Annotated in this window: 29 protein-coding genes and 1 pseudogene; 25 read left to right on the plus strand and 5 right to left on the minus strand. The window is 59.5% G+C overall.

The window, feature by feature from the left end; genetic code table 11:
* Window positions 1-29: 29 nt before the first annotated feature.
* Together mutS and HF257_RS10695 are read right to left on the minus strand one after the other, a co-directional pair.
* On the minus strand, window positions 30-2,621 hold the full coding sequence (gene mutS, locus HF257_RS10690) for a DNA mismatch repair protein MutS (RefSeq protein WP_185707570.1): 2,592 nt from the start codon (window positions 2,619-2,621) through the stop codon (window positions 30-32).
* 213 nt (window positions 2,622-2,834) lie between these two features.
* Window positions 2,835-4,001 (minus strand): MFS transporter, encoded by a 1,167-nt coding sequence (locus HF257_RS10695; RefSeq protein WP_185707568.1) that lies wholly within the window; start codon window positions 3,999-4,001, stop codon window positions 2,835-2,837.
* A 94-nt stretch (window positions 4,002-4,095) separates the two neighbouring features.
* Between HF257_RS10695 and HF257_RS10700 the strand changes: the two genes are divergently transcribed.
* The 22 genes and pseudogenes from HF257_RS10700 (at window position 4,096) to recX (ending at window position 20,018) form a co-directional block, all read left to right on the plus strand.
* Window positions 4,096-4,989: a LysR substrate-binding domain-containing protein gene (locus HF257_RS10700; protein WP_185707566.1), complete on the plus strand. Its 894-nt coding sequence runs from the start codon at window positions 4,096-4,098 to the stop codon at window positions 4,987-4,989.
* A gap of 145 nt (window positions 4,990-5,134) precedes the next feature.
* The gene (locus tag HF257_RS10705) at window positions 5,135-5,869 is read left to right on the plus strand and encodes a LexA family transcriptional regulator (protein WP_185707564.1); all 735 of its coding nucleotides are present in this window, start codon (window positions 5,135-5,137) and stop codon (window positions 5,867-5,869) included.
* Window positions 5,870-6,463: 594 nt separating this feature from the next.
* Window positions 6,464-6,793, plus strand: coding sequence for a phage holin family protein (locus HF257_RS10710; RefSeq protein WP_135287710.1), 330 nt, complete (start codon window positions 6,464-6,466; stop codon window positions 6,791-6,793).
* Window positions 6,794-6,814: 21 nt separating this feature from the next.
* Entirely contained in the window at window positions 6,815-7,330 is a 516-nt protein-coding gene (locus HF257_RS10715; protein WP_185707562.1) for a hypothetical protein, read from the plus strand.
* Window positions 7,331-7,333: 3 nt separating this feature from the next.
* Window positions 7,334-7,945, plus strand: coding sequence for a phage baseplate assembly protein V (locus HF257_RS10720; RefSeq protein WP_185707560.1), 612 nt, complete (start codon window positions 7,334-7,336; stop codon window positions 7,943-7,945).
* 9 nt (window positions 7,946-7,954) lie between these two features.
* Window positions 7,955-8,287 carry a phage baseplate protein gene (locus tag HF257_RS10725; protein ID WP_185707558.1) on the plus strand — a complete coding sequence of 111 codons (333 nt, stop codon included), beginning with the start codon at window positions 7,955-7,957 and terminating at the stop codon, window positions 8,285-8,287.
* A complete protein-coding gene (locus HF257_RS10730; protein WP_185707556.1) occupies window positions 8,284-9,279 on the plus strand; it encodes a baseplate J/gp47 family protein in 996 nt (331 codons plus the stop codon). The genes HF257_RS10725 and HF257_RS10730 overlap by 4 nt, the downstream gene beginning before the upstream one ends.
* A complete protein-coding gene (locus HF257_RS10735; protein ID WP_185707554.1) occupies window positions 9,276-9,905 on the plus strand; it encodes a phage tail protein I in 630 nt (209 codons plus the stop codon). Before HF257_RS10730 ends, HF257_RS10735 begins: the two co-directional genes overlap by 4 nt.
* Window positions 9,906-11,363, plus strand: coding sequence for a phage tail-collar fiber domain-containing protein (locus HF257_RS10740; RefSeq protein WP_185707552.1), 1,458 nt, complete (start codon window positions 9,906-9,908; stop codon window positions 11,361-11,363).
* Window positions 11,364-11,365: 2 nt separating this feature from the next.
* Entirely contained in the window at window positions 11,366-11,794 is a 429-nt protein-coding gene (locus HF257_RS10745) for a phage tail assembly chaperone (RefSeq protein WP_185707550.1), read from the plus strand.
* 59 nt (window positions 11,795-11,853) lie between these two features.
* Window positions 11,854-12,045: a hypothetical protein gene (locus HF257_RS10750; RefSeq protein WP_185707548.1), complete on the plus strand. Its 192-nt coding sequence runs from the start codon at window positions 11,854-11,856 to the stop codon at window positions 12,043-12,045.
* Between the two features lie 2 nt (window positions 12,046-12,047).
* Window positions 12,048-13,214, plus strand: a complete 1,167-nt coding sequence (locus HF257_RS10755; RefSeq protein ID WP_185707546.1) for a phage tail sheath protein — start codon at window positions 12,048-12,050, stop codon at window positions 13,212-13,214.
* A complete protein-coding gene (locus tag HF257_RS10760; protein WP_185707544.1) occupies window positions 13,214-13,720 on the plus strand; it encodes a phage major tail tube protein in 507 nt (168 codons plus the stop codon). Before HF257_RS10755 ends, HF257_RS10760 begins: the two co-directional genes overlap by 1 nt.
* Before the next feature lie 55 nt (window positions 13,721-13,775).
* Window positions 13,776-14,348 carry a phage tail assembly protein gene (locus tag HF257_RS10765; RefSeq protein ID WP_185707542.1) on the plus strand — a complete coding sequence of 191 codons (573 nt, stop codon included), beginning with the start codon at window positions 13,776-13,778 and terminating at the stop codon, window positions 14,346-14,348.
* Window positions 14,349-14,476: 128 nt separating this feature from the next.
* Window positions 14,477-15,622: a glycine zipper domain-containing protein gene (locus tag HF257_RS10770; RefSeq protein WP_185707540.1), complete on the plus strand. Its 1,146-nt coding sequence runs from the start codon at window positions 14,477-14,479 to the stop codon at window positions 15,620-15,622.
* Entirely contained in the window at window positions 15,622-16,005 is a 384-nt protein-coding gene (locus HF257_RS10775; protein ID WP_185707538.1) for a phage tail protein, read from the plus strand. Before HF257_RS10770 ends, HF257_RS10775 begins: the two co-directional genes overlap by 1 nt.
* On the plus strand, window positions 15,998-16,210 hold the full coding sequence (locus tag HF257_RS10780) for a tail protein X (protein WP_185707536.1): 213 nt from the start codon (window positions 15,998-16,000) through the stop codon (window positions 16,208-16,210). The genes HF257_RS10775 and HF257_RS10780 overlap by 8 nt, the downstream gene beginning before the upstream one ends.
* 9 nt (window positions 16,211-16,219) lie before the next feature.
* Window positions 16,220-17,230 (plus strand): contractile injection system protein, VgrG/Pvc8 family, encoded by a 1,011-nt coding sequence (locus HF257_RS10785; RefSeq protein WP_185707534.1) that lies wholly within the window; start codon window positions 16,220-16,222, stop codon window positions 17,228-17,230.
* A gap of 54 nt (window positions 17,231-17,284) precedes the next feature.
* Window positions 17,285-17,817: pseudogene (locus HF257_RS10790) on the plus strand (glycoside hydrolase family 19 protein).
* 82 nt (window positions 17,818-17,899) lie between these two features.
* Window positions 17,900-18,400 (plus strand): CinA family protein, encoded by a 501-nt coding sequence (locus tag HF257_RS10795; RefSeq protein WP_185707532.1) that lies wholly within the window; start codon window positions 17,900-17,902, stop codon window positions 18,398-18,400.
* 83 nt (window positions 18,401-18,483) lie between these two features.
* The gene (gene recA / locus HF257_RS10800; protein WP_003189042.1) at window positions 18,484-19,542 is read left to right on the plus strand and encodes a recombinase RecA; all 1,059 of its coding nucleotides are present in this window, start codon (window positions 18,484-18,486) and stop codon (window positions 19,540-19,542) included.
* Between the two features lie 8 nt (window positions 19,543-19,550).
* Window positions 19,551-20,018: a recombination regulator RecX gene (recX, locus tag HF257_RS10805; RefSeq protein WP_185707530.1), complete on the plus strand. Its 468-nt coding sequence runs from the start codon at window positions 19,551-19,553 to the stop codon at window positions 20,016-20,018.
* Between the two features lie 210 nt (window positions 20,019-20,228).
* On the opposite strand, the gene HF257_RS10810 is transcribed toward recX, so the two are convergent.
* Both HF257_RS10810 and HF257_RS10815 read right to left on the minus strand, forming a co-directional pair.
* On the minus strand, window positions 20,229-21,341 hold the full coding sequence (locus HF257_RS10810) for a TIGR00730 family Rossman fold protein (protein WP_185707528.1): 1,113 nt from the start codon (window positions 21,339-21,341) through the stop codon (window positions 20,229-20,231).
* A 289-nt stretch (window positions 21,342-21,630) separates the two neighbouring features.
* Complete coding sequence (locus HF257_RS10815; RefSeq protein WP_185707526.1) at window positions 21,631-22,071, minus strand: PA3611 family quorum-sensing-regulated virulence factor; 441 nt, start codon at window positions 22,069-22,071, stop codon at window positions 21,631-21,633.
* Window positions 22,072-22,249: 178 nt separating this feature from the next.
* On the opposite strand from HF257_RS10815, the gene HF257_RS10820 reads away from it, so the two are divergent.
* The 3 genes from HF257_RS10820 to HF257_RS10830 all read left to right on the plus strand — a co-directional run bounded on the left by HF257_RS10820 (window position 22,250) and on the right by HF257_RS10830 (window position 24,310).
* Window positions 22,250-22,969, plus strand: coding sequence for a tRNA-uridine aminocarboxypropyltransferase (locus HF257_RS10820; RefSeq protein WP_185707524.1), 720 nt, complete (start codon window positions 22,250-22,252; stop codon window positions 22,967-22,969).
* A 252-nt stretch (window positions 22,970-23,221) separates the two neighbouring features.
* Window positions 23,222-23,872: a response regulator transcription factor ErdR gene (gene erdR / locus HF257_RS10825; RefSeq protein WP_003189050.1), complete on the plus strand. Its 651-nt coding sequence runs from the start codon at window positions 23,222-23,224 to the stop codon at window positions 23,870-23,872.
* A 75-nt stretch (window positions 23,873-23,947) separates the two neighbouring features.
* Window positions 23,948-24,310, plus strand: coding sequence for a diacylglycerol kinase (locus HF257_RS10830; protein WP_110624367.1), 363 nt, complete (start codon window positions 23,948-23,950; stop codon window positions 24,308-24,310).
* A 3-nt stretch (window positions 24,311-24,313) separates the two neighbouring features.
* Here the strand turns inward: HF257_RS10830 and HF257_RS10835 are convergent, their stop codons facing one another.
* Window positions 24,314-25,240, minus strand: a complete 927-nt coding sequence (locus HF257_RS10835; RefSeq protein ID WP_010212678.1) for a LysR family transcriptional regulator — start codon at window positions 25,238-25,240, stop codon at window positions 24,314-24,316.
* Between the last annotated feature and the right edge of the window lie 63 nt (window positions 25,241-25,303).

The raw sequence follows: 25,303 nt of genomic DNA on the forward strand, positions 1-25,303 counted from the left end.
GAGAGTCTACCAGCTTGCAAGCGTCAGCGTTATATCCGAACCTTCAGTGCATATAACATTTCTAGCGCTTTGCGCGGCGTCAAGTCGTCCAAGTCAAGCTTAGCCAACTCTTCCAGCACCGGATGGGGCAGGCTGGCAAACATATCGCTCTGGTGCGGTGCGGCGGGTTTGCTTGAGGCTTTGGCGGGACTTGCGACCACGGTTTCATGCGGCAATGCCGTGGTTTCCAGGCGGCTGAGGTGTTCGCGGGCGCGGGTAATCACCTCGCTCGGCACGCCCGCCAATTGCGCCACAGCCAAGCCGTAGCTCTGGCTGGCGGGGCCTGGCAACACGTGGTGCAGGAATACGATGCGCTCGTTGTGCTCTGTGGCATTCAGATGCACGTTGGCCACGAGTGGCTCGCTTTCCGGCAGTACGGTCAGTTCGAAGTAGTGAGTGGCGAACAGCGTGTAGGCACGCAAGTGCGCCAAACGCTCGGCCGCCGCCCATGCCAGGGACAGGCCGTCGAAGGTGCTGGTGCCGCGACCCACTTCGTCCATCAGGACAAGGCTGCGTTCGGTGGCGTTGTGCAGGATGTTGGCGGTTTCGCTCATTTCCACCATAAAGGTCGAACGGCCACCGGCGAGGTCATCGCTGGAACCGATCCGGGTGAAAATACGGTCCACCAGGGACAACTCGCAACTGGCCGCTGGCACAAAGCTGCCGATATGCGCCAGCAACACAATCAAGGCGGTCTGACGCATATAGGTGGATTTACCACCCATGTTCGGGCCAGTGATGACCAACATGCGTGTATCGTCATCCAGCGACAGGTCATTGGCGACGAACGGTGTGGTCAATACCTGCTCCACCACCGGGTGGCGCCCTTGCACGATGCGCATGCACGGCTCGCTCACAAAACGCGGGCAGTTCAGGTCCAGGTTCAGCGCTCGCTCGGCGAGGTTGCTCAGAACATCCAGCTCGGCCAAGGCGGCGGCAGTGTCCTGCAGCGGCGCCAGTTGGCTGATCAGGTCCTCAAGCAAGGCCTCGTAGAGCATCTTTTCCCGAGCTAGCGCGCGGCTTTTGGCCGACAATGCTTTGTCTTCGAACGCTTTGAGCTCCGGCGTGATAAAGCGCTCGGCACCCTTGAGGGTCTGGCGACGTTGATAGTCGATAGGGGCGGACTCGGCCTGCTTGCTTGGCAACTCGATAAAGTAGCCGTGCACGCGGTTGTAGCCGACTTTCAGGTTGGCCAGGCCCGTGCGGGCTTTTTCGCGAGCTTCCAGGTCGATCAGGAACTGGCCGGCGTTTTCGCTCAGGGCTTGCAGTTCGTCCAGTTCGCTGTCGTAACCGGTCTTCAACACGCCGCCGTCACGGATGATCGCCGGCGGGTTGTCGATGATGGCTTTTTCCAGCAGCGCTGCCAGTTCCGGGTAGGTGCTGGCGATCACGGCGAGTTGTTGCAGGTGCGGTGTATCCAACTCGGTCATCGCGGCTTGCAACTGCGGCAGCGCGCCGAGGGCATCGCGCAGGCGCGCCAGGTCACGAGGCCGCGCATTGCGCAGGCCGATCCGCGCCAAGATGCGTTCGATATCGCCGATTTCCTTCAACTGCGGCTGCAGTTTCTCGAAGCGATAACCGTCCAACAGGCAGGTAATAGAGGTCTGACGCGCTTGCAACACGCTCAAATCCCGCAGTGGACGGTTCAACCAGCGAGTCAGCAAGCGGCTGCCCATGGCGGTTTGGCAACGGTCGACCACCGATTGCAGGGTGTTGTCGCGCCCGCCGGCCAGGTTGGTGTCCAGTTCCAGGTTGCGACGGCTGGCACCGTCGAGCACCACGGTGTCGTCCAGGCGTTCATGACGCAGGCTGCGCAAGTGCGGCAGGGCGGTGCGCTGGGTTTCCTTGGCGTAGCTGAGCAGGCAACCGGCGGCGCCGATGGCCAGGGTCAGGGTTTCACAACCGAAGCCTTTAAGGTCCTGCACAGAGAATTGCTGGCACAGGCTTTTCAGCGCCGAATCTCTCTCAAAATCCCACGGCGCACGACGCTTGGTCCCACGGCGTTTTTCCGCCGGTAGATCCTTGGGCCAGTCATCTGGGATCAACAACTCCACCGGATTGATGCGCTCAAGCTCCGCCAGCAGGTTCTCCCAGCCCTTGATCTCCAACACACTGAAATTGCCGCTGGTGATATCCAGCACCGACAGCCCAAACAGGCGTTCATCCCCCAGCACCGCCGCGATCAGGTTGTCGCGACGCTCATCCAGCAGCGCCTCATCACTCACCGTCCCCGGCGTAATAATGCGCACCACCTGACGTTCCACCGGCCCCTTGCTGGTGGCCGGGTCGCCGATCTGCTCACAGATCACCACCGACTCGCCCAGCTTCACCAGCTTGACCAGGTAACCTTCCAGCGAGTGGTAAGGAATGCCACACATCGGAATCGACTGCCCCGCCGACTGCCCGCGCGCGGTCAGGGTGATGTCCAGCAACTTGGCGGCTTTCTTCGCATCTTCGTAGAAGATCTCGTAGAAGTCGCCCATGCGATAGAACATCAACTGATCAGGGTGCTGGTTTTTCAGGCGCCAGTACTGCTGCATCATCGGGGTGTGGGAGGACAGATCGGAAGTGTTTTTACTCATCAGATAGTTAGCAAATTTGTTGGAAGGAGTGGGGCAAAGGTGGGGCATTCGGCCCTGCGATTTTGCGATGGCGGCAAGGTTAACACGCGAAGTCGGCCCTTCGCAGGTCGCAAACGGGTAGGTAAAACGCAAAAGCGTTCGTGCCCCTTATCCCCATCACTCAAGCAAGAGCAACTGCCATCAAGTGGACTGGCAGCCCTGCTCCTATCGTGGTCACACCACCGCAGCTACAACAGTCTTGGAACGCCACACGAAAGCCAGCACCATCAACAGTCCCAGACCCGCCATTGCCGCTCCGGCCAAGGAAATCGCCGGATAACCCAGCCCGGCATTGATCACCGCGCCGCCCAGCGCTGCACCGATCGCGTTGCCGAAGTTGAACGCGCCGATGTTCATCGCCGAAGCCAAATTAGGTGCGTCCTTGGCGGCTTCCATGACGCGCATTTGCAGCGGTGGCACCAAGGCGAAACTGGCGATACCCCAAATCAGGATGGCGACGGCGGCCGGCAGCGGCCAACGCATCAGTACGGTAAACGCCAGCAAGACGAGAATCAGCACGCTCAGCGAAACGATCAGGGTGCGATCTATCGAGCGGTCGGCGGCCTTGCCACCCCACATGTTGCCCAGCGTCAGTCCCACACCAAACAGCACCAACATGGCAGTGATGTAGGCGGTGGACGCGTGGGTCTCGCTGCTGAGGATGGGCGCGATGTAGGTGAAGACGGTAAACATTGCACCCGAGCCGACTACAGTGAGGGCCAGCGCGCCCAGCACCGGGCCACGGCCGAGTACTCGGATTTCGGCCATTATTCCAGCGCTCGGCGGCGCTTTCAGGTCTGGCAGGGCGAACCACAATGCGGTCATGGCCACCACGCCGAGGCCGGTAATTCCCCAGAATGCGGTGCGCCAACCGAACATTTCGCCAAACCAGGCGGCCAACGGCACACCGCCGATGGTTGCCAAGGTCAACCCCATGAACATTGCGGCAACCGCCCCGGCACGTTTATCAGGGGCGACCACGCTGGCGGCGACGATGGAGCCAACGCCAAAGAATGCACCGTGGTTGAGTGAGGTCACCACCCTGGCGATCATGAGGCTGTAGTAATCGGTAGCCAGGGCTGACATCAAGTTACCGAGGGTGAAAATCGCCATGAGTCCGACCAGCAGATACCGCCGGGGTATCTTGCCGGTGGTCAGGCTCATCAGCGGCGCACCTAGCAGTACGCCCATGGCGTAAGCACTGACCAATAGGCCAGCAGCAGGAATGGAAACGCCGAGGTCCGCAGCGATGCCGGGCAACATGCCCATGGGGGCGAACTCGGTAACACCGATGCCAAAGGCACCCATGGCGAGTGCGATAAGTGGTGGGTTGATACGCATGAAAGGCTCCTTATCTATGCCGCTAATGCTACGATCCAGCGTTTTAACGCGGTAGATAGCATTTTTGGCAATCACCTATGCGTAAGAGGCACAAATGGACTTCAACGGCCGATCCGGTGACATGCTTGTTTTCGTCACTGTGGCGCAGGAAGGCAGCCTGTCAGCTGCGGCGCGAGCATTGGGACTCACGCCTTCGGCGGTCAGTCGGATCATCGCGCGAACCGAACAACGTCTTGGCACCCGGCTGCTGCTGCGCACCACCCGAACGATCAGCTTCACTGCCGAAGGCGAGGCTTTTCTGCGTGGCGCACGGCGTATCCTGGCCGACATGGCCGAGGTCGAAGACGCCATCGCCGACCAAGGCGTACCAAGGGGTCGATTGCGCGTCAGCGCCGCCCTTGGCCATGGGCGGCTGGCCATTGTTCCCCTAGTGGCTGCGTTTAGTGCCCGCTACCCCAACATCGTCGTTGACCTCACCCTTGGCGATGAAGTGGTCGACATTCTCGGTGGCCAAGCCGACGTGGCGATACGTTTTGGCCATCTGCCCGACAGCCCGTTGACCGCGCGCAGGATCGGCGCCACCGGCCAGGTCGTGGTGGCATCTCCCGAATACCTCAAGCGCCACGGCAGTCTCCAGGAACCTGAAGACCTCTTGCGGCACAACTGCCTACGCTTCAACTTCCGGCGTGCCGAGCCCAATTGGCCGTTCATCCGCGAGGGACGGGAATTTTCCCTCAAGGTCAGCGGCAACATCGAATGCAGCAGCGGTGAAGCGCTGGCGCAGCTCGCGCGAGTCGGCGCCGGCATTGCGCGTATCGGCAGGTTCAGCGTGAACGAGGACCTGCAGCGAGGGGACCTCATCCCGCTGCTGGAAGCTTGGAACCCGGGCGATGAGGAACCGATACACGCGCTGTTTGTAGGTGGCTCGACAATGCCGGCGCGGGTGCGGTTATTCGTGGACTTTTTGTTGGAGCATCACCGGATGTAGAAAGCCGCAAAATCGGCCGAAAGCTTCCGTCGCAGAGTTAATTGCATCCCGCTCTGCAGTTTGGCCGGCTAAACCTTTCCGATATTGCATAAAATATGCAAATTAGCATTTGCCAACCCTCAAAACCCCCGTCACTATCCGCGTTATGCAAAAACGCAACGTTTCTATCGTCTTAAGAGAGCTGCTGGACCGCGACCGGATCTCCCCCACGGAGCTTCACCGGCGTACCGGCGTGCCTCAATCCACACTGTCCAGGATTCTCAGCGGCAAGATCGTTGACCCGTCGGACAAGCATATTTCGCGCATCGCCGAATACTTTCGCGTCAGCACCGACCAACTGCGCGGGCGCGTGGCACTGAGTGTTTCGCGAGAGGATGCTCGCGACCCGATGCATTCGGAACTCAAGGACATAAGCCTGTGGGATGACGACACCCCCGTGAATGACGACGAGGTGTCGATCCCCTTTCTGCGCGAGGTTGAATTGGCTGCTGGATCAGGAAGATTCGTCATCGAGGAAAGCGAGAAGGCCAGCCTGCGATTCGGCAAGCGCAGCCTGCGGCATAACGGTGTGCAGTTTGACCAAGCCAAGTGTGTGACCGTACGTGGCAATAGTATGTTGCCGGTACTGCGTGATGGCGCGACGGTTGGGGTGAATGCCGGCAAGAGCGGCATTGGCGATATCGTCGATGGCGACTTGTACGCAATCAATCACAACGGCCAGTTGCGGGTGAAACAGCTCTATCGCTTGCCTTCCGGGATTCGCCTGCGCAGTTTCAATCGCGACGAGCACCCGGACGAAGACTACAGCTTCCAGGAAATCCAGGATGAGCAGATCAGCATCCTCGGCCATGTATTCTGGTGGGGCATGTACGCCCGTTAACCTCATGACGTAAGACAAAGCCCGCCGATGTGCGGGCTTTTTTTCGCCTGTCAAAAACCGCCAATCCCCCTGCCAGCAAGGCTGTGAATGCATCAGTGCATTTACTGGCTGAAAATAAATGCATTTGTGCATTGACTGTATATGCATACATGCATATTCTTCATCTCAAGCCAGCCAACAAGGCCTGGTGGAGGCGGCAAGGATGCTGCCAAGGAAGACAAGGACGGCACGTAACACCGGCAAGGACGCCATCAGAGCGATGGCAAGGACGCCAGGCAACACCGGCAAGGATGCCAACGCTCTTTAGTTTCACAGCAGTGCAAAACAGGCAGCGATGAACCGGCCTCAACGGTTCAGAGGGTTGGCAACTGACCCGGGTGTGCAGCGTAAAACACCAGAAGCAGTTATCCGGCAGACAGGGATCGTGGTCGGAAAAACATCGAGGAAAGGTCCGTACCGCGCCAGTAGCGCCGAAAGATCGAGGAAATCATTACTGAAAAGCCCGGACAACCGGGCTTTTTGGAATGCCTACCCACACACGGAAGTACCCAAGCCCCGGCACCTTGCCGGTATTGCTCAGCCAGGAGGCGTGACATGACAAACGAGCAGCAAGCGTTAGCGGAAATGCCTATCTGGCTGGTGATCGTACTGGCCTTGATCGGCGGGGTCAGTGGCGAAATGTGGCGCGCCGACAAGGAGGGCGCCCGCGGCTGGTCGCTGATACGGCGACTGGCCTTGCGGTCCGGGGCGTGCATGGTCTGCGGGGTCTCGGCATTGATGCTGTGCTACGCCGCGGGCATGTCGATCTGGACCGCAGGCGCCATTGGTTGCCTTACGGCCATGGCCGGCGCGGACGTCGCCATCGGCCTTTATGAACGTTGGGCGGCAAAGCGCATCGGCGTCAACCGCCCGGATCAGCAGTAACCGCTGCAAGGACGCAACAACATGACACCTATCGAAAAACCCTCCCAATTGCCCGTGGCGATTGGGGAGGCGCTGAAGAGCGCTTTCCCACAATTGCGTGTAGGCAATCATCAGGACTTCAACGGCGCCGACGATAAAGCCGGCGTACTGATCAGCGTGGAGCGCAACGGCCCCGGCGTGCGCTCCCTTGAAGGGCGCAAGGCGCATGCTTTGTCGGTTTCACTCAAGGCCACGGTCGCCGGCGGGTCGGCCGCGTTTGACGCCTGCGACCTGGCCAGCCAACTGATGGACCTGGCCCTGGACAACCGCTGGGGCCTGCCGCCGGATCAATGCGACCTGCCTACCAGCATTGTCGCTGCGCCATCCGCGCTGACCAGTGCAGAAACGGACTACGACACCTGGACCGTTTCCTTCATCCAAAACCTCTACCTCGGCCCGTCGCTACTCGAAGATCCCACAGGCAAACCGCTGTTTGCCCGCACCTGGGAAGTCGCCGACATCAACGATCCCGACCAATATCGCCCTCTGCAGGAGTAGTCCATGTTCGATGCATTGCTACGCATGCAATTGGGGCCGATTGTCGAACGCCTGGCCGAAATGGAGGCCCAGCTTGAAGACCTGTATCGGCGCGCAGAAAATTTCTGCCGGATTGGCGTGTGCCAGGAGGTCGACCCTGCCAGCAATACCTGCAAGGTCAGTCATGGCGATTTACTCAGCCCGGCCATTCGGTTTTTTAATCCCAGCGCCGGTACGCAAAGTGAAACCCGCATTCCGTCCGTCGGCGAACAATGCCTGCTGCTCAACTACGGCGGCGGGGAAGGGGGCGCCCAGTCTGTGGCCTTGTTCGGGCTCAACAGTAGCCTGTTTCCACCAGTCTCCAGCGAGCCTTCGTTGACCCGACGCCGATACAAGGACGGCACTCAGAGCGACTATGACGACGCCAGTCACCTGTTCAATTGGAGCAATGGGCCTACCAGCGTCACCGCTTCTCGTGAACAGATCAACGCCAGCGTCGGTGCTGCGACGTTGGTAATGACCCAGGACAGCATCACCCTGCAACTCGGCGCAACAGGTTTGCTATTGGATACCGCCGGCGTGCATTTGAGCGGCCCGTTGGTGGATCACCAAGGCCGCGTGATCAGCAGCGCATAAGGATTTGCCATGATCGGAATCGATAGGAACACCGGGGCAGCGGTCGATGACTGGCTGCAATTCGTACAGCGTGCCACCCGAGCGCTGACCACCCCCGTGGGGACTCGTCAAAAACGCCCGTTGTACGGCTCGCTGGTCCCGCAACTGCTCGGCCAGAACCTGGGCGACGACGTGTTGATCCTCGCCCAAAGCCACGCCGCCCAAGCGTTTTACAACACGCAAAACGGCATCACCGACTTCCAACCCCAAGTCATCGTCGCCACCCGTCAGGGTGCAGGCGTGTTGCTGCGTTTTGCCGGCACCTGGAAAAACCGCCAACAATCGTTCGAGGTCGTCACATGAGCATGCTGATCCCTGGCCAGAACCAACTGGCGGAACCGGCGATTATCGCGGTCGAGGAGTTCGAGCCGTTGCTGGCAGAGTTCAAGTCGTTTGTCGTGGATTACGTCGCCACGCGAGCACCGCAAAGCGCGGCAAAACTCAAGGTGAGTCTCGACAATGAAAGCGAGCTGCTGACCCTGGCCCTTGAGGCGTTTTGCGTACGCCTGCAAACCCACGAACGCAAGTACAACGCCCGCATCAAGCAGATGCTGGCGTGGTGGGCGAGCGGCAGCAACCTGGATGCGCGCCTGGCGGATATGGGCCTGGAGCGGCAGGTGCTCGACCCCGGCGATCCCGCTGCATTCCCACCTGTGCCGCCGGTTCTGGAAAGCGACGACGACGCTCGCCTACGTTATTACCTGGCACCCCACGCCCCGGCGGCGGGGTCGCGAATGCAGTATCGCCGCGAAGTGTTCACCCTGGGCGAGCGCCCGTCGGTCAAGGTGCAAAGCGCTACGCCGGGCGTAGTCACCGTCAGCTACACCTTTGATCCGGACGGCTACGCGGCCCAGGTCAAGGACGGTAATGGTCGACGCACTGCCCCCGGCGAGGTGATGGTTACCGTGCTTTCCAGGGACGGCGATGGCAGCGCCTCCGCCGATTTGCTTGACGGTGTGCGCCGACATTTCGCACGGCCCGATGTGCGACCGGAGACTGACCTAGTCACTGTCCAGGGCGCACAGATCCAGCGCTATAAAATCCGCGTGGTGGCCAAGATCAACGCCGGCCCGGATTCCGGCCTGACCCAAGTGGCGGCGCAGCAACTTTTGCAAACCTACGCAGACTCCTGCCATCGCCTGGAAGGGCGGGTCGACCCCAGCTGGATCGACTACGCCATCCACAGCGCCGGCGCCGCGCAACTGCAAATCCTTGAACCACTGGAACCGATCATCAGCTCGGCGTTCCAGGCGCCGTACTGCACGGGCGTCGAGGTGGAGGTGCGCACGCTATGAGTGAACCCAAGACGAGTCTGTTGCCCACCAACAGCTCACCGCTGGAGAAGGCCCTGGACTTGGGCTTCGGCCATTTACTGGAACGGGTCATGCCGCCGTTTCCCGAATTGATGGACCCGGACCGCACACCGGCGGCGTTCTTGCCCTACCTGGCGGCAGATCGCGCCGTCAGCGAATGGAGCACCACCGCCCCTGAGTCCGAGAAACGCCTGACCGTCAAACTTGCCTGGCCCACCGCCCGCCAGGCCGGCACCCGCCAAGCCCTGGAAAACGCCGCCAAGGGTTTGCAACTGAGCCCCGAAGTGCGCGCCTGGTACGAGCAAAAGCCACCCGGTGCGCCCTACAGCTTTGCTGTACGGGCCTGGACCGAATTGCCCTACAGCGAAACCATCGATGCCCGACTCGACCGCCGCCTGGCCGACGCCAAAAGCGAGCGCGACATCCTGTCGATCTCCGTAGGCCTGAGCGCCTCCGGCCGCCACAGCATCGGCGCCGCCACGCTATGCGGCGAACTCACCACGATCTACCCCAACGTGCTGGCCGGCGTCGAAGCCACGGGCGGCGCCTTTCTGGCGGCCGGGCTCTACAGCGTCGAAACCACCACCCTTTATCCACAGGAGCACTAAATGGCTGACTATTACACCCTGCTCACCAACGCGGGGATCGCCTACGAAACCGCCTGCAAGGCCGCCGGCGTACCGATCAAACTGGCGCAAATCTCCGTCGGTGACGGCAACGGCGCTGTGTACAACCCAGATGCCAACGCCAAGGCGCTCAAACGCGAAGTGTGGCGCGGACCGCTGAATGCGCTTTTTCAAGATGAAAAGAACGCCAATTGGCTGATGGCCGAAGTCACCATTCCATCGGATGTTGGTGGGTGGTATGTGCGAGAGGCCGGGCTGTGGACGGATACCGGGATCTTGTATGCCGTTGTGAAGTATCCGGAGTCGTATAAACCGGTATTGGCGACGTCGGGGTCGGGGAAAGAGTTTTATATCCGCTCGATTTTCGAGACGAGTAACGCGTCGATTGTCACGTTGTTGATTGATGACACGGTGGTGAAAGCGACCCGGGCTTGGGTGATGGATTATCTGAAGCAGGGGACGTATTCGAAGGCGGAGGTTGAGGCGATGATTGCCAAGGCTTCGGCGTTGCCGGTGGGTTCTATCACAGCCTTTCCCGTAAACAAGATACCACCTGGATTTTTGGAGATTGATGGCAGCGTTAAAAGCGCTACAGCTTATCCAGATTTAGCTACGTTTCTTGGTGGGGTTTTTAACAAGGGCGATGAAGGGGCTGGGAACTTTCGACTACCCGAGACTCGTGGCGAGTTTTTGCGTGGATGGGATCATGGACGAGGGGTGGATGTTGGCCGTGGCATCGGTGGTTACCAACTCGACCAGATGCAGGGGCATTTTCACGCTCCGCCAAAAGGTGCTACGGCTTACTCTGCTTTCGGTCCAGGAGGATCAGCTCTAGCGACAGGCAGCGGAATCATAAATCCCGGTACTACTGGTTCTCCAACCACTGACGGTTTAAATGGTGAACCCCGAATTGGTGCAGAAACACGCCCGCGCAATCTCGCGGTGATGTGGTGCATCAAAGCCTGGAATGCTCCAGTCAACCAGGGGAACATTGACATTGCTGCTCTGGGGCTGCTTGCGGTGCAGGCAAGCGAAGCGTCTCGGGGCACCGCAAAAGTCGCAACACAAGTTCAGGTAGATTCGGGGCTTGACGATGCAACGATTGTAACTCCCCTAAAAATGCGCTTCGGCTTCGCATTGAACTTCACCGCAGCCAGTGGCTACGTTCTGTTTCCTACCTGGCTTGGAGGTCTACTTTTTCAATACGGCCGCGCTTCCCTAGCGGCAGACCAGTTCACCACACTGACTTGGCCACTTGCCTGGCCTGATGCGTGCTATGCCATCTCAGGCGCGGTGCACTCGTCATATGCCCGTGTTGACGACGGTATCTCCGCCCAATATCGAAGCCTCACCAAAACCACGGTTATCTTGGATCGGCAAGACATCGGCGCGGTAGTCGCCAATAACCGGGATATGTTTGTCATTGGAATCGGAAAATAACCATGAGCATTTTTTATTGCGCGGAAACGGGTGGTTTTTATCTGCCCGGTATGCAGCCATCTGCTATGGCATGCCAGGAAATTACCAAAGCGCGTCATGCTGAACTTCGGGCCGAAAACGCTGCCGGGAAGATCCTCGCGGCGGATGAGCAAGGCTTTCCAGTTGCTATAGATCAACCTGGACTGAGTCGTGAGCAAATAGCGGCTAAGGAGCGTACATGGCGGGACCGGCAACTGCTGACCGCGAGTGGAGTCCGAGATAGGCATCGCGATCAACTGGAACTGGGCATTCCGAGCACGTTGGTCTCATCGCAATTCGCTGCGTTGTTGACCTATATACAGATACTGCGCGATTGGCCGCAGTCCACAGATTTTCCCTCTCAGGAAATGCGCCCGGAGCCGCCTGACTGGCTTTCAGAGCAAGCCGAATAAATTTCAACCGATCACCCAAACCGCTCCCCGCGGTTTTTTTTCGCCTGGAGATTTCCCCCATGCCCCACCGCCAAACCTACACCGTCCTAACCCCATTCCCGACTGGCAAAGGCCACTGGTCCGTCGTCGGTCAGGAACTGGAGTTGCTGGACGTCGAAGCATCCGCGCTGCGCACCGCCGGACGCCTGGAACTGTCCAGCGTCCTTAACACCGCCCCGGCCAAAAAGGCCGCTACTAAGAAGGCTGACTAACCATGGCTGAGGTTTTGAACTTCGAGCATAACGGCATCACCGTCTATGCGACTGAATCCCCCGAGGCCATGGGTGGCCTGGGCGATAACGTGATCGGGCTGGTCGGCACTGCACCGAATGCCCATGCGTCGATCCCTAAAAACGCGCCGTTTCGTATTAACAGCTTCACCACCCAGGCGCTGCTGGACCCTACCGGCGCTGAAACCGGGACGCTCTTCCACGCCGTCTACCAGATCCTCAAAGTGGTGAAGGTGCCGGTCTATGTGGTGATCGTGGACGAAGGCGCCACCCCGGCGGATACGCTCAACAACGTGATCGGTGGCGACGAGCCGATCACCGGTCGCAAACTCGGCCTGGCAGCACTGGCCAGCGTGCCGGAAGACCTGACCATCATCGGTGCCCCTGGCTTTACCGGCACCAAAGCTGTCGCCGGCGAGTTCGCCGCGTTCGGCAAGCGCATCAAGGCCCGTGTGGTGTTGGACGGTAAAGACGCCAGCGTCGCCGACCAAGTGACTTACAGCGGTGAACTGGGCGGTGCCGACCTGGGTTTCGACCGCTGCCTGCTGGTGCACAACATGCCGTCTGTGTATTCCAAGGCAGCCAAGAAGAACGTGTTCCTGTCGCCGTCGTCCCTGGCCATCGCCGCGCTGGCCAAGGTCAAGCAGTGGGAAAGCCCAGGTAACCAGGTGACGTTCGCCGAGGACGTTTCCCGCGTGGTCGAGTACAACATCCTCGATACGTCCACCGAAGGCGACCTGCTCAACCGCTTCGGCGTGAGCTACTACGCGCGCACCATCCTCGGCGGTTTCTCGTTGCTGGGTAACCGTTCCATCACCGGCAAGTTCATCAGCTACGTCGGCCTGGAAGATGCCATCAGCCGCAAGCTGGTCAAGGCTGGCCAGAAAGCCATGGCCAAAAACCTCACCAAGTCCTTCATGGACCAGGAGGTCAAGCGCATCAACGACTGGCTGCAAACCCTGGTGGCCGACGAAACCATTCCCGGCGGCAGCGTGTACCTGCACCCGGAGTTGAACAGTGTCGAGAAGTACAAAAACGGCACCTGGTACATCGTCATCGACTACGGCCGCTACGCGCCGAACGAACACATGATTTATCAACTCAATGCCCGCGATGAAATCATCGAGCAGTTCCTGGAGGACGTTCTCTAATGTTTACCAACCGAGTCAGACAGGCCATTGCGGCCACCCTGCAAGGCCTGCCGTTGTCCGCGACGGTGGAGGAGTTCACCCCGCCGAAGATCGAGTTCGAGATGGAAGCCATGTCCGGCGGGCGGTTCATTGCCGAGGAAATGGCCAAGAGTGGCAAGGTGCTGGGCGCCAAGCTGATCCTGCAAGGTGCCGGACCGCAGATCATGCTGGCCCTGGGGGTACGCCTGGGCGATGACATCCTGCTGAACGTGCGCGAGGCGGGCCAGGACCAGGACGGCAAGACCTACTTCACGTACCACACCGTCGGCGGCAAGCTCAAAATCCTGGAGGAAGCCAAGCTGAAAATGGGTGAGAAGGCCACCACTACGTTGGAGCTCGCTTGCCGGACTTACAGCCGTCTGGAAAACGGCGTCACGGTGATCGACATCGACGTGCGCACCCAGAAGTTTGTGCTCAATGGCGTCGACATCCTTGGCGATGCGCGTCGCGCTGTGCTGATGCCTTGACCACCCGGGGGCGGGCTTGCTCGCTCCCTCCCTTACTTGCAAAAGGAATTGCCCCATGGCCTGGATGCCACCGCTGCACCGCCTGCTCTCGCCGATCACCGCCGACACTGGCGCGACGATCGATCAGGTTCAACTCAAACCGCTGTACTACGCCGCGCAAAAAGCTGCGCTGGCCCGGGCCGGTGAAGACGAGGACGACCAGTTCTTCGAACTGGCGAAACTCGCCACCGGCCTGTCGGAAAAAGAACTCGACCAACTTATGCGCCCGGACTACGTCACCATCGCCCAGTACGTGCATGAAATGTCGACTCGTCCCACCTCGTTCTTCCTCAGCGAACAAGAAGAATCGACCCACGAGCAGCCCGTCCAATTGTTGCTGCCATTCGACGCCGCCGGCCGTACCCACACCGCTCTCCCTCTGGAAATGCCTGCCTTGCGCGCCACCAAGGTGATGAAAAAACTCGCCACCGCCAAAGAGCGCGCCGAATTCATCACTGCGCATTGCGCCGGCCTGATGATCCCGGACCTTGCCGGCCTGACTGTGCCCGACTGGACCGAGCTACAGGAGCGCATCGACGATTTTTTAAATCAACCGGCGGCCTTCTTTCGCAACGCGACATCGACGTAATCCTTGATGTGGTGCCGCTGGTTTACTCGGTAACGGAAGCGGAGATCCTGGAGTGGGACGCCGCAAAAGCATTGCGCCGCTACGACATCGCGATCACTCGCCTTGGCGTCAAACAGGAGTAGAGCGGGATGCAGGACAATCAATTTTCACTCAAGCTGACGGATGAGGATAAGCGTTGGCTGACTTATCCTGGCTTGGGCAACGGTGCAGGTGCGGATTTGGAGAGCACGCTTTCACCGTTAGTGCCGTCATCATTTCTGGATGCGATGCCAGAGCCTCCCTCGGAGCTAACCCTGGCGCTGGCGAACGCAAGCCTTGAAATTAGCAGTTTGACCCTTGAGCAGATGCGTTTGCGTGAAAGCGTGGAGACGCTGACAAGTACATTGTTCATCAACGGAAATTCCCTGGCGCCCAACGAGGTTGATATCGCCCCGAGCGCCTTGAAAAGTGAGCAAAAGGAAGAGAAGCAACCCACTGGTTTTTGGGCGGGTGTTGGTGATTCGGTCAAGGACAAGGTCGTGGATAAGCTGCTTGATCTTGCGGTCGATGCGGCCGGCAAGCAGATCAAAAAAGGAAGCAAAAAGATTGGAGGAGGGGGTGCATCTCTCGGCAGCTTCGTCGAAAGAATCATCAAGGCTTTGGGTGACTCACAAAGGGGCTTTCATTCGGGAGCACCCTCCCAGGGCTTTCAATCGTTTGCCAGTGTGAGCAACCCAGTATCGGCACATATTTTTCCAGGTGCCCCTAGCAGCGTCCCTAGCGGGGTGTTCGCTAAATTCGAATCCGCCACCGTTCGGCGGCTTGCGCCAATCAGAACCGCCGAAGCTGCCCTGGACGTCATCCAAGGCGTACGCAACGGCGACGCCAATGCCATCGGCGCCGGCCTCAGCACCAGCGGCGGTGCCTGGGCCGGCGCCTCCGCCGGTGCGGCCATTGGCACAATGATTTTGCCGGGCGTCGGCACCGCTGTCGGTGGTGTCATCGGCGGTTTGCTGGGCAGCGAGGTCGGTACCTGGCTCGGTGACAAATTCTTCGCTCCAAGTGATCGCCTGTCGTCGCCCGACGCGATGAGCAAGGAGCTCAACAGTGCTCGTACAGACAACGTGCAAGTGTCGATTGCCCCAAGCATCCAGATCACCGGCGTAAACCCTGCCGACGCACAACAGGTGGTCAACCAGGTGATCCAGGCCCTGCAATTTCAATGCATGCCGATGGTCACCGATTCCCTGGGTATCCGGCGTAACGCGGCACTGGCCGATCCAGGAGGTGATTGATGCGACAACAGATGGTGCTGGGTGATTTTATTTTTGGCCTGTCTCGGGGTTTTGCTTATTCCTCGTTGGCCCGTAACAGCGACGGCGGCTGGTTGGACCTGGCGATTATTGCCAGTAAGCCCCAATCGCGGCAGAACGGGCAGAAGCTGGAAAAACTGACCTTCGGCGGCACCGCCATGTACGCCGTGGGCATGCAGCGGCTCGATGAACTGCGTGCCCTGCAGAACCAGCGAGTGCCGTTGCCACTGGTCGATGGCATTGGCCGCAATTGGGGCCTGTGGCGGATCAATTCGGTGGCGGAAAAACAGAGCGGCGTCATCGATGACGGCACCGCCATGGTCATCGGCTGGACCCTGGAACTGGAGGAATTCACCAATGCGTAAAGTGCGAAGTATTGCCGGTGATTCGGTCAACCTGCTGCTCTACCGCGAGTTGGGCCGTTGCGATGATGCGGCGGAAGAAACCCTCTGGCGCTTGAACCCCGGGCTTGCCGAGTTTGGCCCGGTGCTGCCGGCTGGTGTGTGGGTGATCGTGCCGGAACTGGACGCGCGACCGAGTGCCGCGCTCCCCGTTTTGGCTTGGGATTAAGGAGGCTGTATGGCACAGGGATTTACGCCAATCGTGGAGTTTTACGGTGCCAACGCGGCACTGCTCAATCAACGCATCATGCATTGGAAACACACCGACGCCGCCGGCATCGAGTCGGACCGGTTGGAGCTGACGCTCAACATCGAGGGGCTAGAAGGCCTGCCGAGCATGAGCGGCAAGATCGGCTTGCGCGTTGGTTATAAAGAGTCGGGGCTGGTGGAGAAGGGGCAGTTCGTCATTACGCAGCGAACCCCCGTGCTGTTCCCCATGCGCTTGATGATCGTTGCCACGGCGGCGCCTTTCAGCATGGAGGACCCGAGTGGCTACCGCCAGCGCCGTTCTGCCAGTTATGGGCCGACGACCCTGGGTGCGCTGTTTCGGCAACTGGTCGGACGGCATGGTTTTTCACCGCGTGTGGCGGCGTCCCTGGAAGGCATTGCAATTGCTCATGTCGACCAGTCCAACGAAAGCGACATGGCCTTCATCACCCGTCTTGCCAAGCGCTATTGCGCGGTGACCAAGCCGTTTAACGAGTTGTATGTGTTGGCGGAAGCCGGGCAGGTCAAGTCGATTTCCCTTCAACAATTGCCGGAGGTGAAGTTGTCCGTGACCCAGGATAACCGTCCCGGCGACCAGGCCTTCATCACAGCGGTACTCAATGAGAAAACCCGCTCGAACTACCAAGGCAGTCGCGTCACCTGGTGGGACAGCGCCGCAGGCAAACAGCGCGTGGTTCAGGTCGGAATTGCACCGTTCAAGACCTTGCGCCAACGCTGCCAGAACGAAGACGAGGCACGTGCCGTGGCCGAAGGTGAGTTGCGCCGGGTCGGACGTGAGGGTCTGGAACTGGTGATCGATTGCCCCGGCAACCCGTTGCTGGCCGCCGAAGGATTATTGCGGCTGGATGAAACCTGGCCTTCTTATATGCAGGGACGGTGGTCAATCACCAAGGTGGTCAATGAGGGCGACCCGGAGAAAGGCTATCGCAGTGCAATCACGGCAGGTGGATTGTCGATATAGCGCGTTTTCAGGAGGGAGTTCAGGGTGGTAACACTGCCGCAATTGATTCAAATCATGCCTGGAGCCCGCTTGAGAGCGGGCATTTTTTGCCCGCGCTCAATGCGGCGTTTGCGCGATACGGGCTCAACAGCGCCCAGCGCATTGCAGCTTTTCTCGCACAAATCGCCCATGAGTCCGGTGAGTTGCGTTACGTGCGTGAACTGGGCAGTGATCAGTATCTGAATCGGTATGACACCGGTGCTTTGGCCGCACGCTTGGGCAATACCCCCGAGGCGGATGGAGATGGCCAGAAGTATCGGGGGAGGGGACTGATCCAGGTGACGGGGCGACGCAATTACCTGGCGTGCAGCCGGGCGTTGTTTGGCGATGAGCGGCTGCTGCAGCGACCAGAATTATTGGAGGTGCCGCAATGGGCGTGCGAGTCCGCCGCCTGGTTCTGGCAGAGCAACGGCCTCAACGAACTGGCCGACAAGGATCAGTTCACCACCATTACCCGGCGTATCAATGGCGGGCTCAATGGCTTGGAGGACCGTTTGCGGCTGTGGGCACGGGCGCGAGCGGTGTTATGCGTTCCACCTGCGCATTAGTCTCCTGATGCAATCTGTAACTTGCATGGTCGATGGGCTGCTGTAGGGTAGGCAAATTCCCCGCCTACTTCTGGAGACGACCGTGAAGGAAATCACTCAACTGGCTGCCGAACTGGGGCGCCGCCTGCAGGTGCTCAACGCCCACGTCACCACGGCCGAGTCATGCACCGGCGGCGGCATCGCGGAAGCTATCACGCGGATTCCGGGGAGTTCGGCCTGGTTTGAAGCGGGCTATGTCACCTATTCCAATCGACAGAAGACCCGGCAATTGAATGTGCCGGAAACCTTGTTTCCAAAAGTCGGCGCCGTCAGCCAGGAAGTGGTGGAGGCGATGGTCCGTGGCGCCCAGGAGAAAAGCCTGGCGCGGTTTGCCGTCGCGGTCAGCGGTGTGGCGGGCCCGGACGGCGGCTCGCCGGACAAACCGGTGGGCACCGTTTGGCTGGCCTTTGGTGTGGGCGAGGAGGTGACAGCCGAGCTGCAGCACTTCACGGGTAACCGCGATGAGGTCCGCCGACAAACGGTAAAGGCCGCGCTAGAGGGCTTGTTACGACGAGCTGCAGCAGAAATAGAAAATCAGGGGTAGGCGATTTCTGATCTTTGTGGAACAATACTGTCTACTTATACAGGTGTTGGCCGTCAGGCCTTATTGATTACGTGAGGACTTTAATGGACGACAACAAGAAGAAAGCCTTGGCTGCGGCCCTGGGTCAGATCGAACGTCAATTCGGCAAGGGTGCCGTAATGCGTATGGGCGATCACGACCGTCAGGCGATCCCGGCTATTTCCACTGGCTCTCTGGGTCTGGACATCGCGCTCGGCATTGGCGGCCTGCCAAAAGGCCGTATCGTTGAAATCTACGGTCCTGAATCTTCCGGTAAAACCACCCTGACCCTGTCGGTGATTGCCCAGGCGCAAAAAATGGGCGCCACCTGCGCGTTCGTCGACGCCGAGCACGCCCTGGACCCAGAATACGCCGGCAAGCTGGGCGTCAACGTTGACGACCTGCTCGTGTCCCAACCGGACACCGGCGAGCAAGCCCTGGAAATCACCGACATGCTGGTGCGCTCCAACGCCATCGACGTGATCGTGGTCGACTCCGTGGCAGCCCTGGTACCGAAGGCTGAAATCGAAGGCGAAATGGGCGACATGCACGTGGGCCTGCAGGCCCGTCTGATGTCCCAGGCGCTGCGTAAAATTACCGGTAACATCAAGAACGCCAACTGCCTTGTTATCTTCATCAACCAGATCCGTATGAAGATCGGCGTGATGTTCGGTAGCCCGGAAACCACCACCGGTGGTAACGCGCTGAAGTTCTACGCTTCGGTCCGTCTGGATATCCGTCGTACTGGCGCGGTGAAGGAAGGTGACGAGGTTGTCGGTAGCGAAACCCGCGTTAAAGTCGTGAAGAACAAAGTAGCCCCGCCTTTCCGTCAGGCCGAATTCCAGATTCTCTACGGCAAGGGTATCTACCTGAACGGCGAGATGATCGACTTGGGTGTACTGCACGGTTTCGTCGAAAAATCCGGTGCTTGGTACGCCTACAACGGCAGCAAGATCGGCCAGGGCAAGGCCAACTCGGCCAAGTTCCTTGCGGACAACCCGGATATCGCCGCAACGCTTGAGAAGCAAATTCGCGACAAGCTGCTGACCGCAGCACCAGACGTGAAAGCTGCTGCCAACCGTGAGCCGGTTGAAGAAGTCGAAGAAGCTGACACCGACATCTGATCTCAACGATGACAGTTGTACTGGATACACTCGTCGCCGTCCGGCGCACTGCAATGGACCTGCTCGCTCGCCGCGAGCATGGTCGAGTCGAGCTGACACGCAAACTGCGTCAGCGCGGCGCAGAACCCGAAATGATCGAAACTGCCCTCGACCGGTTGACGGAAGAAGGGCTGCTGTCGGAATCCCGTTACCTCGAAAGCTTTGTCTCCTACCGGGCACGTTCCGGCTACGGCCCCGCGCGGATTCGCGAAGAACTGAGCCAACGCGGCCTGCAACGCGCTGATATCGACCTCGCCCTGCGTGAGTGCGGGATCAGTTGGCAGTCGCAGTTGGAAGACACTTGGCGTCGCAAGTTCTCTGGCCATCTGCCTATCGATGCCAAAGAGCGTGCGAAACAGGGACGCTTCCTGAGTTATCGCGGATTCTCGATGGAGATGATCAGCCGCCTATTGAGCGGTCGCGACATGGACGACTGAATACCAGCCGCTGGGGGTTGTAGTGAGCGGGCTTGTCCCGCGCTGGGTGGCGAAGCCGCCCAAATTGGGCCGCTGCGGAGTAACAAGTATAACGCGGAGGCTGGTTTTGGGGCGGCACCGCTACCCAGCGCGGGACAAGCCCGCTCACTACAAAAAAGCCCCGCCTGCATCTCTGCAGGCGGGGCTTTTTTATTCGCAAAACTCAAAAAATCACGCCGTCTCCGGCGCCACCCGCTGCTGCGCCTTCCCCTGAGCCTGCGCCCAGTTCTCCGGCAAGTTGATGTAATCCACCAACTCCCGCAACCGGCCTTGATCTCGCCCGTTGAAGTTGAACACCAACCGCGTCAAATGGCTGAACTTCGGCTCATCATGCTCCTCACCGGTATAGGCCAATTGCTGGAACTCCCCGCTCAATCGCAGGCTGGCGAACTCGCTTTGCAGATGGGCCAACGCCCGATCGCTAAGCGCATGATGCATACGCACTACAAACTCACGTTTCAACCAGCGCGTGGAATGGAAGTTGGCATAGAACCGGTTGATCTCTTCCACTGCCTCTTCTGCGCTGTACACCAGCCTTACCAGCTTAAGGTCGGTGGGCAGGATGTAGCGGTTGGCTTCCAGTTGGCTGCGGATAAAGTCCAGGGCGCCTTGCCAAAATCCGCCGCCGGGTGCATCCAGCAACACCACGGGCACCAGAGGACTCTTGCCGGTCTGGATCAGGGTCAGCACTTCCAGCGCCTCATCCAGTGTGCCGAAGCCGCCTGGGCACAACACCAATGCATCGGCCTCTTTGACGAAGAACAGCTTGCGGGTGAAGAAGAAGTGGAACGACAGCAGGTTCTCGGTGCCATCGATGGTCGGGTTGGCATGTTGCTCGAACGGCAGGGTGATATTGAACCCCAGGCTATGCTCCAGGCCCGCGCCTTCGTGGGCGGCCGCCATGATCCCGCCGCCGCCGCCGGTGATCACCATCAGGTCGGATTGCGCAAGCAACGCGCCAACTTCTCGGGCCAAGGCATACAGCGGGCTTTCGACGGGTGTGCGCGCCGAGCCAAACACCGTGACTTTACGGCGTCCTTTGAATTGCTCCAGTACGCGGAAGGCGTTATCCAGTTCTCGGACAGCCTGCAACGTGATTTTGGCGTTCCAGCGGCTGCGGTCATCCTTGGCCATGCGCAGCACGGTGAGGATCATGTCGCGATACAGGGGGATATTCGGGCTGTTGGGAGCGATCAGCTGGAGTTGCGTTTCGACCTGCTGCGTGAGGTCGGCCCCGTATTCTTCAAAAAGCTGGAGCAGGCGGTCATTCGGTTCGTAAGGCATTCAACGTCTCCTTCTTACAGGGCCCGGGTGGCCGACGAGCCATTCGCCGGAGCTACAACACTGCATGTGTCGCTGCTTGCCGCAGGGGGGCAACCTTCTTTTGCCCTGAAATTGTTACAGAACAGCATGAAAAGCGCTGTGAATGAATGGTTGGGATGACTTGATCATGGGCCGGAAAACCCTTGGCTGGCAACCGCTTATTGGTCGCCTGATACGCAGTCTAGCCTGCTGGGAGGAGTTGATGCGGGGCGTGCGCGCCACCGGACGGTAGCGCGCGAAGGTTCAGTCTTTACTTTTTCTTTTTGGCTGCAGCCGGGGCGGGGCAATCAGCTTCAACAAACTTGACCGACGCTACGGGGCGGTTGGTCTTGTTCTCGGTGATTTCATAGCGCATCACTGCGCCCTTGGCCATTAATTCGCGGTAGCCCTTGTTCAAGCACACGCTTTGGCCCAGTTGGAAATACACCGCCTTGGGATTGGCGCGCATCTGCTCGGCGCGATCTGGCTGCACACTGAGGTGGTCGATCAGTTGCATGCCTTCGACGGTGTAGGCGACTTCCAGGGTTTTTTCGTCAATTTCCCGTGGCAGGTCCTTGTTGCTTTCAGCCGCGACGCTTTGCAGCTTGCGGTTCATTTGGGCCTCCAGCAGCGAGGCCGCCTGGGCGCCCACGGGCAATACCAGCGCAAGGGCGATGGATGGGGCGGCAAGACGCAGCATGGAACGCAGCATGAAACTCTCCTGATTCGGTTACTGGTGCATAGACCAGCCACTGCGCTGTGCGTTCAGTGGCGCGCAATTATAGGTGACCCCTTGCCACTACAGCCAGGCGTATCGCTGGTAAACTGCGGCCCTTAAACCCTCCACGAGTTTTCACCGTGTCGATTTACCCTTCCCAGCGGCGCACCCGATGAGCCACGCTGTCTCCCGCCTGCGCACCCAACGCCTGGCCCGTGCCGTCAGGCCGTTCCTTAACCGTGGTTCGCGTGCCGAACGTTGCCCCGGTTGCCGAGTGATCCCCGAGTATTGCCTGTGTGCCTGGCGACCCAAGGTCGAGGCCAAGTCCGCCATGTGCCTGTTGATGCACGATGTCGAGCCGATGAAACCGAGCAATACCGGCTGGCTGATCGCTGACGTGGTCGACGACACCACCGCATTCGCTTGGTCCCGCACCGAGGTTGACCCCGATTTGCTGACCTTGCTGGCCGACCCGCAATGGCAGCCCTATATCGTATTTCCCGGTGAGTTCGTCGCCCCCGAACGTGTGGTCAGCGAAGTGCAGGTGGTGGAGGGCAAGCGCCCGTTGTTTATCCTGCTTGATGGCACTTGGAGCGAAGCGCGCAAGATGTTCCGCAAAAGCCCGTATCTGGAACACTTGCCGGTACTGAGCCTGGCCCCGGAGCAACTGTCGCGCTACAAATTACGGCGCTCCAAGCGCGATGACCATTTCTGTACCGCCGAAGTCGCCGCCCTGTGCCTGGAACTGGCCGCCGACGAGACAGCCAGCGAAGTCCTGGATGCCTACCTCGACGTCTTCAGCACCCATTACCTGGCGGCCAAGTTCCAGTTGCCGCTGGACGTGGAGGACGTTGTGCATCGGCGTCTTGCGCCCTATATACCGGCGCTATAACCAGACGACGTTTGCATGATGGCACCGCATGCCCGTAACCCGCTAAAATGCCCACGGGCGTAGTGCTTGACCCTCCAGGCTACGCTGGGCATGCTGGGCGCCGATTGGGGCGTAACCGTAAATTTTCGACGTCGTTTCAACTGCTTTTGACGTCGGACTTGCCCTGTGGCAATGGCTGCCTGGCCATCGCCTTGTGTACTGGTGAACGCTGAACCCATCAGCGTTCCCATAAAAAACAGGATCATTTAATCAATGGCCACATACGAAATCCTGATAGCCGATGACCACCCGCTGTTTCGCAGCGCTCTGCATCAAGCAGTGACCCTGGGCCTCGGCCCGGACGTGCGCCTGGTCGAAGTCGCCAGCATTGCCGAGCTGGAAGCCCGCCTTACCGAAAAATCCGATTGGGACCTGGTGCTGCTCGACCTGAACATGCCCGGTGCCTATGGTTTCTCCGGGCTGGTCTTGTTGCGCGGGCAATACCCGCAAATTCCCGTCGTGATGGTCTCGGCTCAGGAAGAAGCTGACGTGGTGGTGCGTTCCAAAGAGTTTGGCGCCAGTGGGTTCATTCCCAAGTCCAGCGCCATGGAAGATATCCAGAAAGCCGTGCGTACCGTGCTCGACGGTGATGTCTCCTGGCCACCTCAGGCGTTTGAAGAAATCAACGTCTCCGACGAAGCCAAGGCCGCCCGTGATGGCCTGGCGAGCCTGACGCCCCAGCAGTTCCGCGTGCTGACCATGGTCTGCGAAGGGTTGCTGAATAAGCAGATTGCCTACGAGTTGAGCGTGTCGGAAGCGACCATCAAGGCTCATGTCACGGCGATTTTTCGCAAGCTGGGCGTCCGTACCCGCACTCAGGCTGCGCTGCTCTTGCAACAACTTGAGTCAATTTCGCAGCATTAAGATGTAACCGATTCACGCTTTTTTGACTTTGCGTGATCTAGCTTCCCCACTCCTTTAGTTCAGTTGCCTACGTCTATGTCGCCTTTCAAGGGTCAAACCGGTATCAAACGTATCTTCAATGCAGGGGGCTACTCCCTGGATGGCCTGCGTGCAGCTTTTACCGGCGAGGCGGCATTCCGTCAGTTGGTGTTGCTCAACGTCATCCTGATCCCGGTGAGCTTTTTCCTGCACGTCAGCCGGGTCGAGCGTGCGTTGCTGATCGCGGTCTGCCTGTTGGCCCTGATCGTCGAGTTGCTTAATTCGGCGGTGGAAGCGGCGATTGACCGGATTTCCCTGGACCGTCACCCGCTGTCCAAAAACGCCAAGGACATGGGCAGCGCCGCACAGTTCGTGGCATTGACCATGATTACCCTGGTGTGGGCCGTGATCCTGATCTAGCCCTCAGGCAATGCTCGGCAGCACGATCTCGTCGCTGCGCTGAACCCCGGCGGTGAAAGCGCGGCACAGTTCCAGGAACTCGCGCATTGCCGAGGTCTGGTACTTCTGTTTATGCCAGATGAAGTAGAACTGCCGGGCCAGGTCCAGGTCCGGGGTTTCCACTGGCACCAGGCTGCCACGGCGGAATGCATCGCGCAGTGCCAGCCGTGAAATGCAGCCAATCCCCAACCCTGACTCCACTGCCCGCTTAATCGCCTCGGTATGCTCCAGCTCCAGCCGGATATTCAGCGCGCTACGGTGATGGCGCATGGCTTGGTCGAATGTCAGGCGTGTGCCAGAGCCCTGTTCCCGCAGGATCCACGCCTCATGGGTCAACTCGTCCATGCTCGCCACACCACGCTTGGCCAGGTGATGTTGCGGGGCGCAAAACACCACCAGCTCATCTTCCACCCAGGTTTGCACCTCGATATCGGGGTGGCTGCAGTCGCCTTCGATTAGACCCAGGTCAATTTCGTAGTGCGCAACCTGGTGCACGATATGAGCAGTGTTCTGCACATGCAGCTTCACCTGGCTCTCGGGGTGCTGCTGCATAAAGCTGCCGATCAGCAGGGTGGCCAGGTAGTTGCCGATGGTCAGGGTGGCGCCGACCGCCAGGGAACCAAAGCCGGACTTGCCGTTGAGCAGGTCCTCGATCTCCTTGGCCTGGTCCAGCAGCGCCACCGCTTGAGGCAATAGCTGATGACCGAGGGCGTTGAGGCTTAGACGCTTGCCTGCGCGGTCGAATAATTGGCAGCTGGATTGACGCTCCAGCTCGGTGATCGAGGTGCTGGCGGCGGATTGAGATAGGGCCAGAAGGCCAGCAGCGCGCGAGACGCTTTCCTGCTGGGCGACGGCGACGAAGACTTGCAGTTGACGGAGAGTAAATCGCATATCGATATAACCGATAACCCTTATCTTAATAATCCAGTTAACAGATATTGTCGCCGCCATTAG

It is taken from the genome of Pseudomonas cremoris, from assembly GCF_014230465.1.

What these genes read in the sequence shown, in the direction of transcription:
- mutS (WP_185707570.1), bottom strand. Translation starts at nt 2,621, where the DNA reads ATGAGTAAAAACACTTCCGATCTGTCCTCCCACACCCCGATGATGCAG.
- HF257_RS10695 (WP_185707568.1), bottom strand. Translation starts at nt 4,001, where the DNA reads ATGCGTATCAACCCACCACTTATCGCACTCGCCATGGGTGCCTTTGGC.
- HF257_RS10700 (WP_185707566.1), top strand. Translation starts at nt 4,096, where the DNA reads ATGGACTTCAACGGCCGATCCGGTGACATGCTTGTTTTCGTCACTGTG.
- HF257_RS10705 (WP_185707564.1), top strand. Translation starts at nt 5,135, where the DNA reads ATGCAAAAACGCAACGTTTCTATCGTCTTAAGAGAGCTGCTGGACCGC.
- HF257_RS10710 (WP_135287710.1), top strand. Translation starts at nt 6,464, where the DNA reads ATGACAAACGAGCAGCAAGCGTTAGCGGAAATGCCTATCTGGCTGGTG.
- HF257_RS10715 (WP_185707562.1), top strand. Translation starts at nt 6,815, where the DNA reads ATGACACCTATCGAAAAACCCTCCCAATTGCCCGTGGCGATTGGGGAG.
- HF257_RS10720 (WP_185707560.1), top strand. Translation starts at nt 7,334, where the DNA reads ATGTTCGATGCATTGCTACGCATGCAATTGGGGCCGATTGTCGAACGC.
- HF257_RS10725 (WP_185707558.1), top strand. Translation starts at nt 7,955, where the DNA reads ATGATCGGAATCGATAGGAACACCGGGGCAGCGGTCGATGACTGGCTG.
- HF257_RS10730 (WP_185707556.1), top strand. Translation starts at nt 8,284, where the DNA reads ATGAGCATGCTGATCCCTGGCCAGAACCAACTGGCGGAACCGGCGATT.
- HF257_RS10735 (WP_185707554.1), top strand. Translation starts at nt 9,276, where the DNA reads ATGAGTGAACCCAAGACGAGTCTGTTGCCCACCAACAGCTCACCGCTG.
- HF257_RS10740 (WP_185707552.1), top strand. Translation starts at nt 9,906, where the DNA reads ATGGCTGACTATTACACCCTGCTCACCAACGCGGGGATCGCCTACGAA.
- HF257_RS10745 (WP_185707550.1), top strand. Translation starts at nt 11,366, where the DNA reads ATGAGCATTTTTTATTGCGCGGAAACGGGTGGTTTTTATCTGCCCGGT.
- HF257_RS10750 (WP_185707548.1), top strand. Translation starts at nt 11,854, where the DNA reads ATGCCCCACCGCCAAACCTACACCGTCCTAACCCCATTCCCGACTGGC.
- HF257_RS10755 (WP_185707546.1), top strand. Translation starts at nt 12,048, where the DNA reads ATGGCTGAGGTTTTGAACTTCGAGCATAACGGCATCACCGTCTATGCG.
- HF257_RS10760 (WP_185707544.1), top strand. Translation starts at nt 13,214, where the DNA reads ATGTTTACCAACCGAGTCAGACAGGCCATTGCGGCCACCCTGCAAGGC.
- HF257_RS10765 (WP_185707542.1), top strand. Translation starts at nt 13,776, where the DNA reads ATGGCCTGGATGCCACCGCTGCACCGCCTGCTCTCGCCGATCACCGCC.
- HF257_RS10770 (WP_185707540.1), top strand. Translation starts at nt 14,477, where the DNA reads ATGCAGGACAATCAATTTTCACTCAAGCTGACGGATGAGGATAAGCGT.
- HF257_RS10775 (WP_185707538.1), top strand. Translation starts at nt 15,622, where the DNA reads ATGCGACAACAGATGGTGCTGGGTGATTTTATTTTTGGCCTGTCTCGG.
- HF257_RS10780 (WP_185707536.1), top strand. Translation starts at nt 15,998, where the DNA reads ATGCGTAAAGTGCGAAGTATTGCCGGTGATTCGGTCAACCTGCTGCTC.
- HF257_RS10785 (WP_185707534.1), top strand. Translation starts at nt 16,220, where the DNA reads ATGGCACAGGGATTTACGCCAATCGTGGAGTTTTACGGTGCCAACGCG.
- recA (WP_003189042.1), top strand. Translation starts at nt 18,484, where the DNA reads ATGGACGACAACAAGAAGAAAGCCTTGGCTGCGGCCCTGGGTCAGATC.
- recX (WP_185707530.1), top strand. Translation starts at nt 19,551, where the DNA reads ATGACAGTTGTACTGGATACACTCGTCGCCGTCCGGCGCACTGCAATG.
- HF257_RS10810 (WP_185707528.1), bottom strand. Translation starts at nt 21,341, where the DNA reads ATGCCTTACGAACCGAATGACCGCCTGCTCCAGCTTTTTGAAGAATAC.
- HF257_RS10815 (WP_185707526.1), bottom strand. Translation starts at nt 22,071, where the DNA reads ATGCTGCGTTCCATGCTGCGTCTTGCCGCCCCATCCATCGCCCTTGCG.
- HF257_RS10820 (WP_185707524.1), top strand. Translation starts at nt 22,250, where the DNA reads ATGAGCCACGCTGTCTCCCGCCTGCGCACCCAACGCCTGGCCCGTGCC.
- erdR (WP_003189050.1), top strand. Translation starts at nt 23,222, where the DNA reads ATGGCCACATACGAAATCCTGATAGCCGATGACCACCCGCTGTTTCGC.
- HF257_RS10830 (WP_110624367.1), top strand. Translation starts at nt 23,948, where the DNA reads ATGTCGCCTTTCAAGGGTCAAACCGGTATCAAACGTATCTTCAATGCA.
- HF257_RS10835 (WP_010212678.1), bottom strand. Translation starts at nt 25,240, where the DNA reads ATGCGATTTACTCTCCGTCAACTGCAAGTCTTCGTCGCCGTCGCCCAG.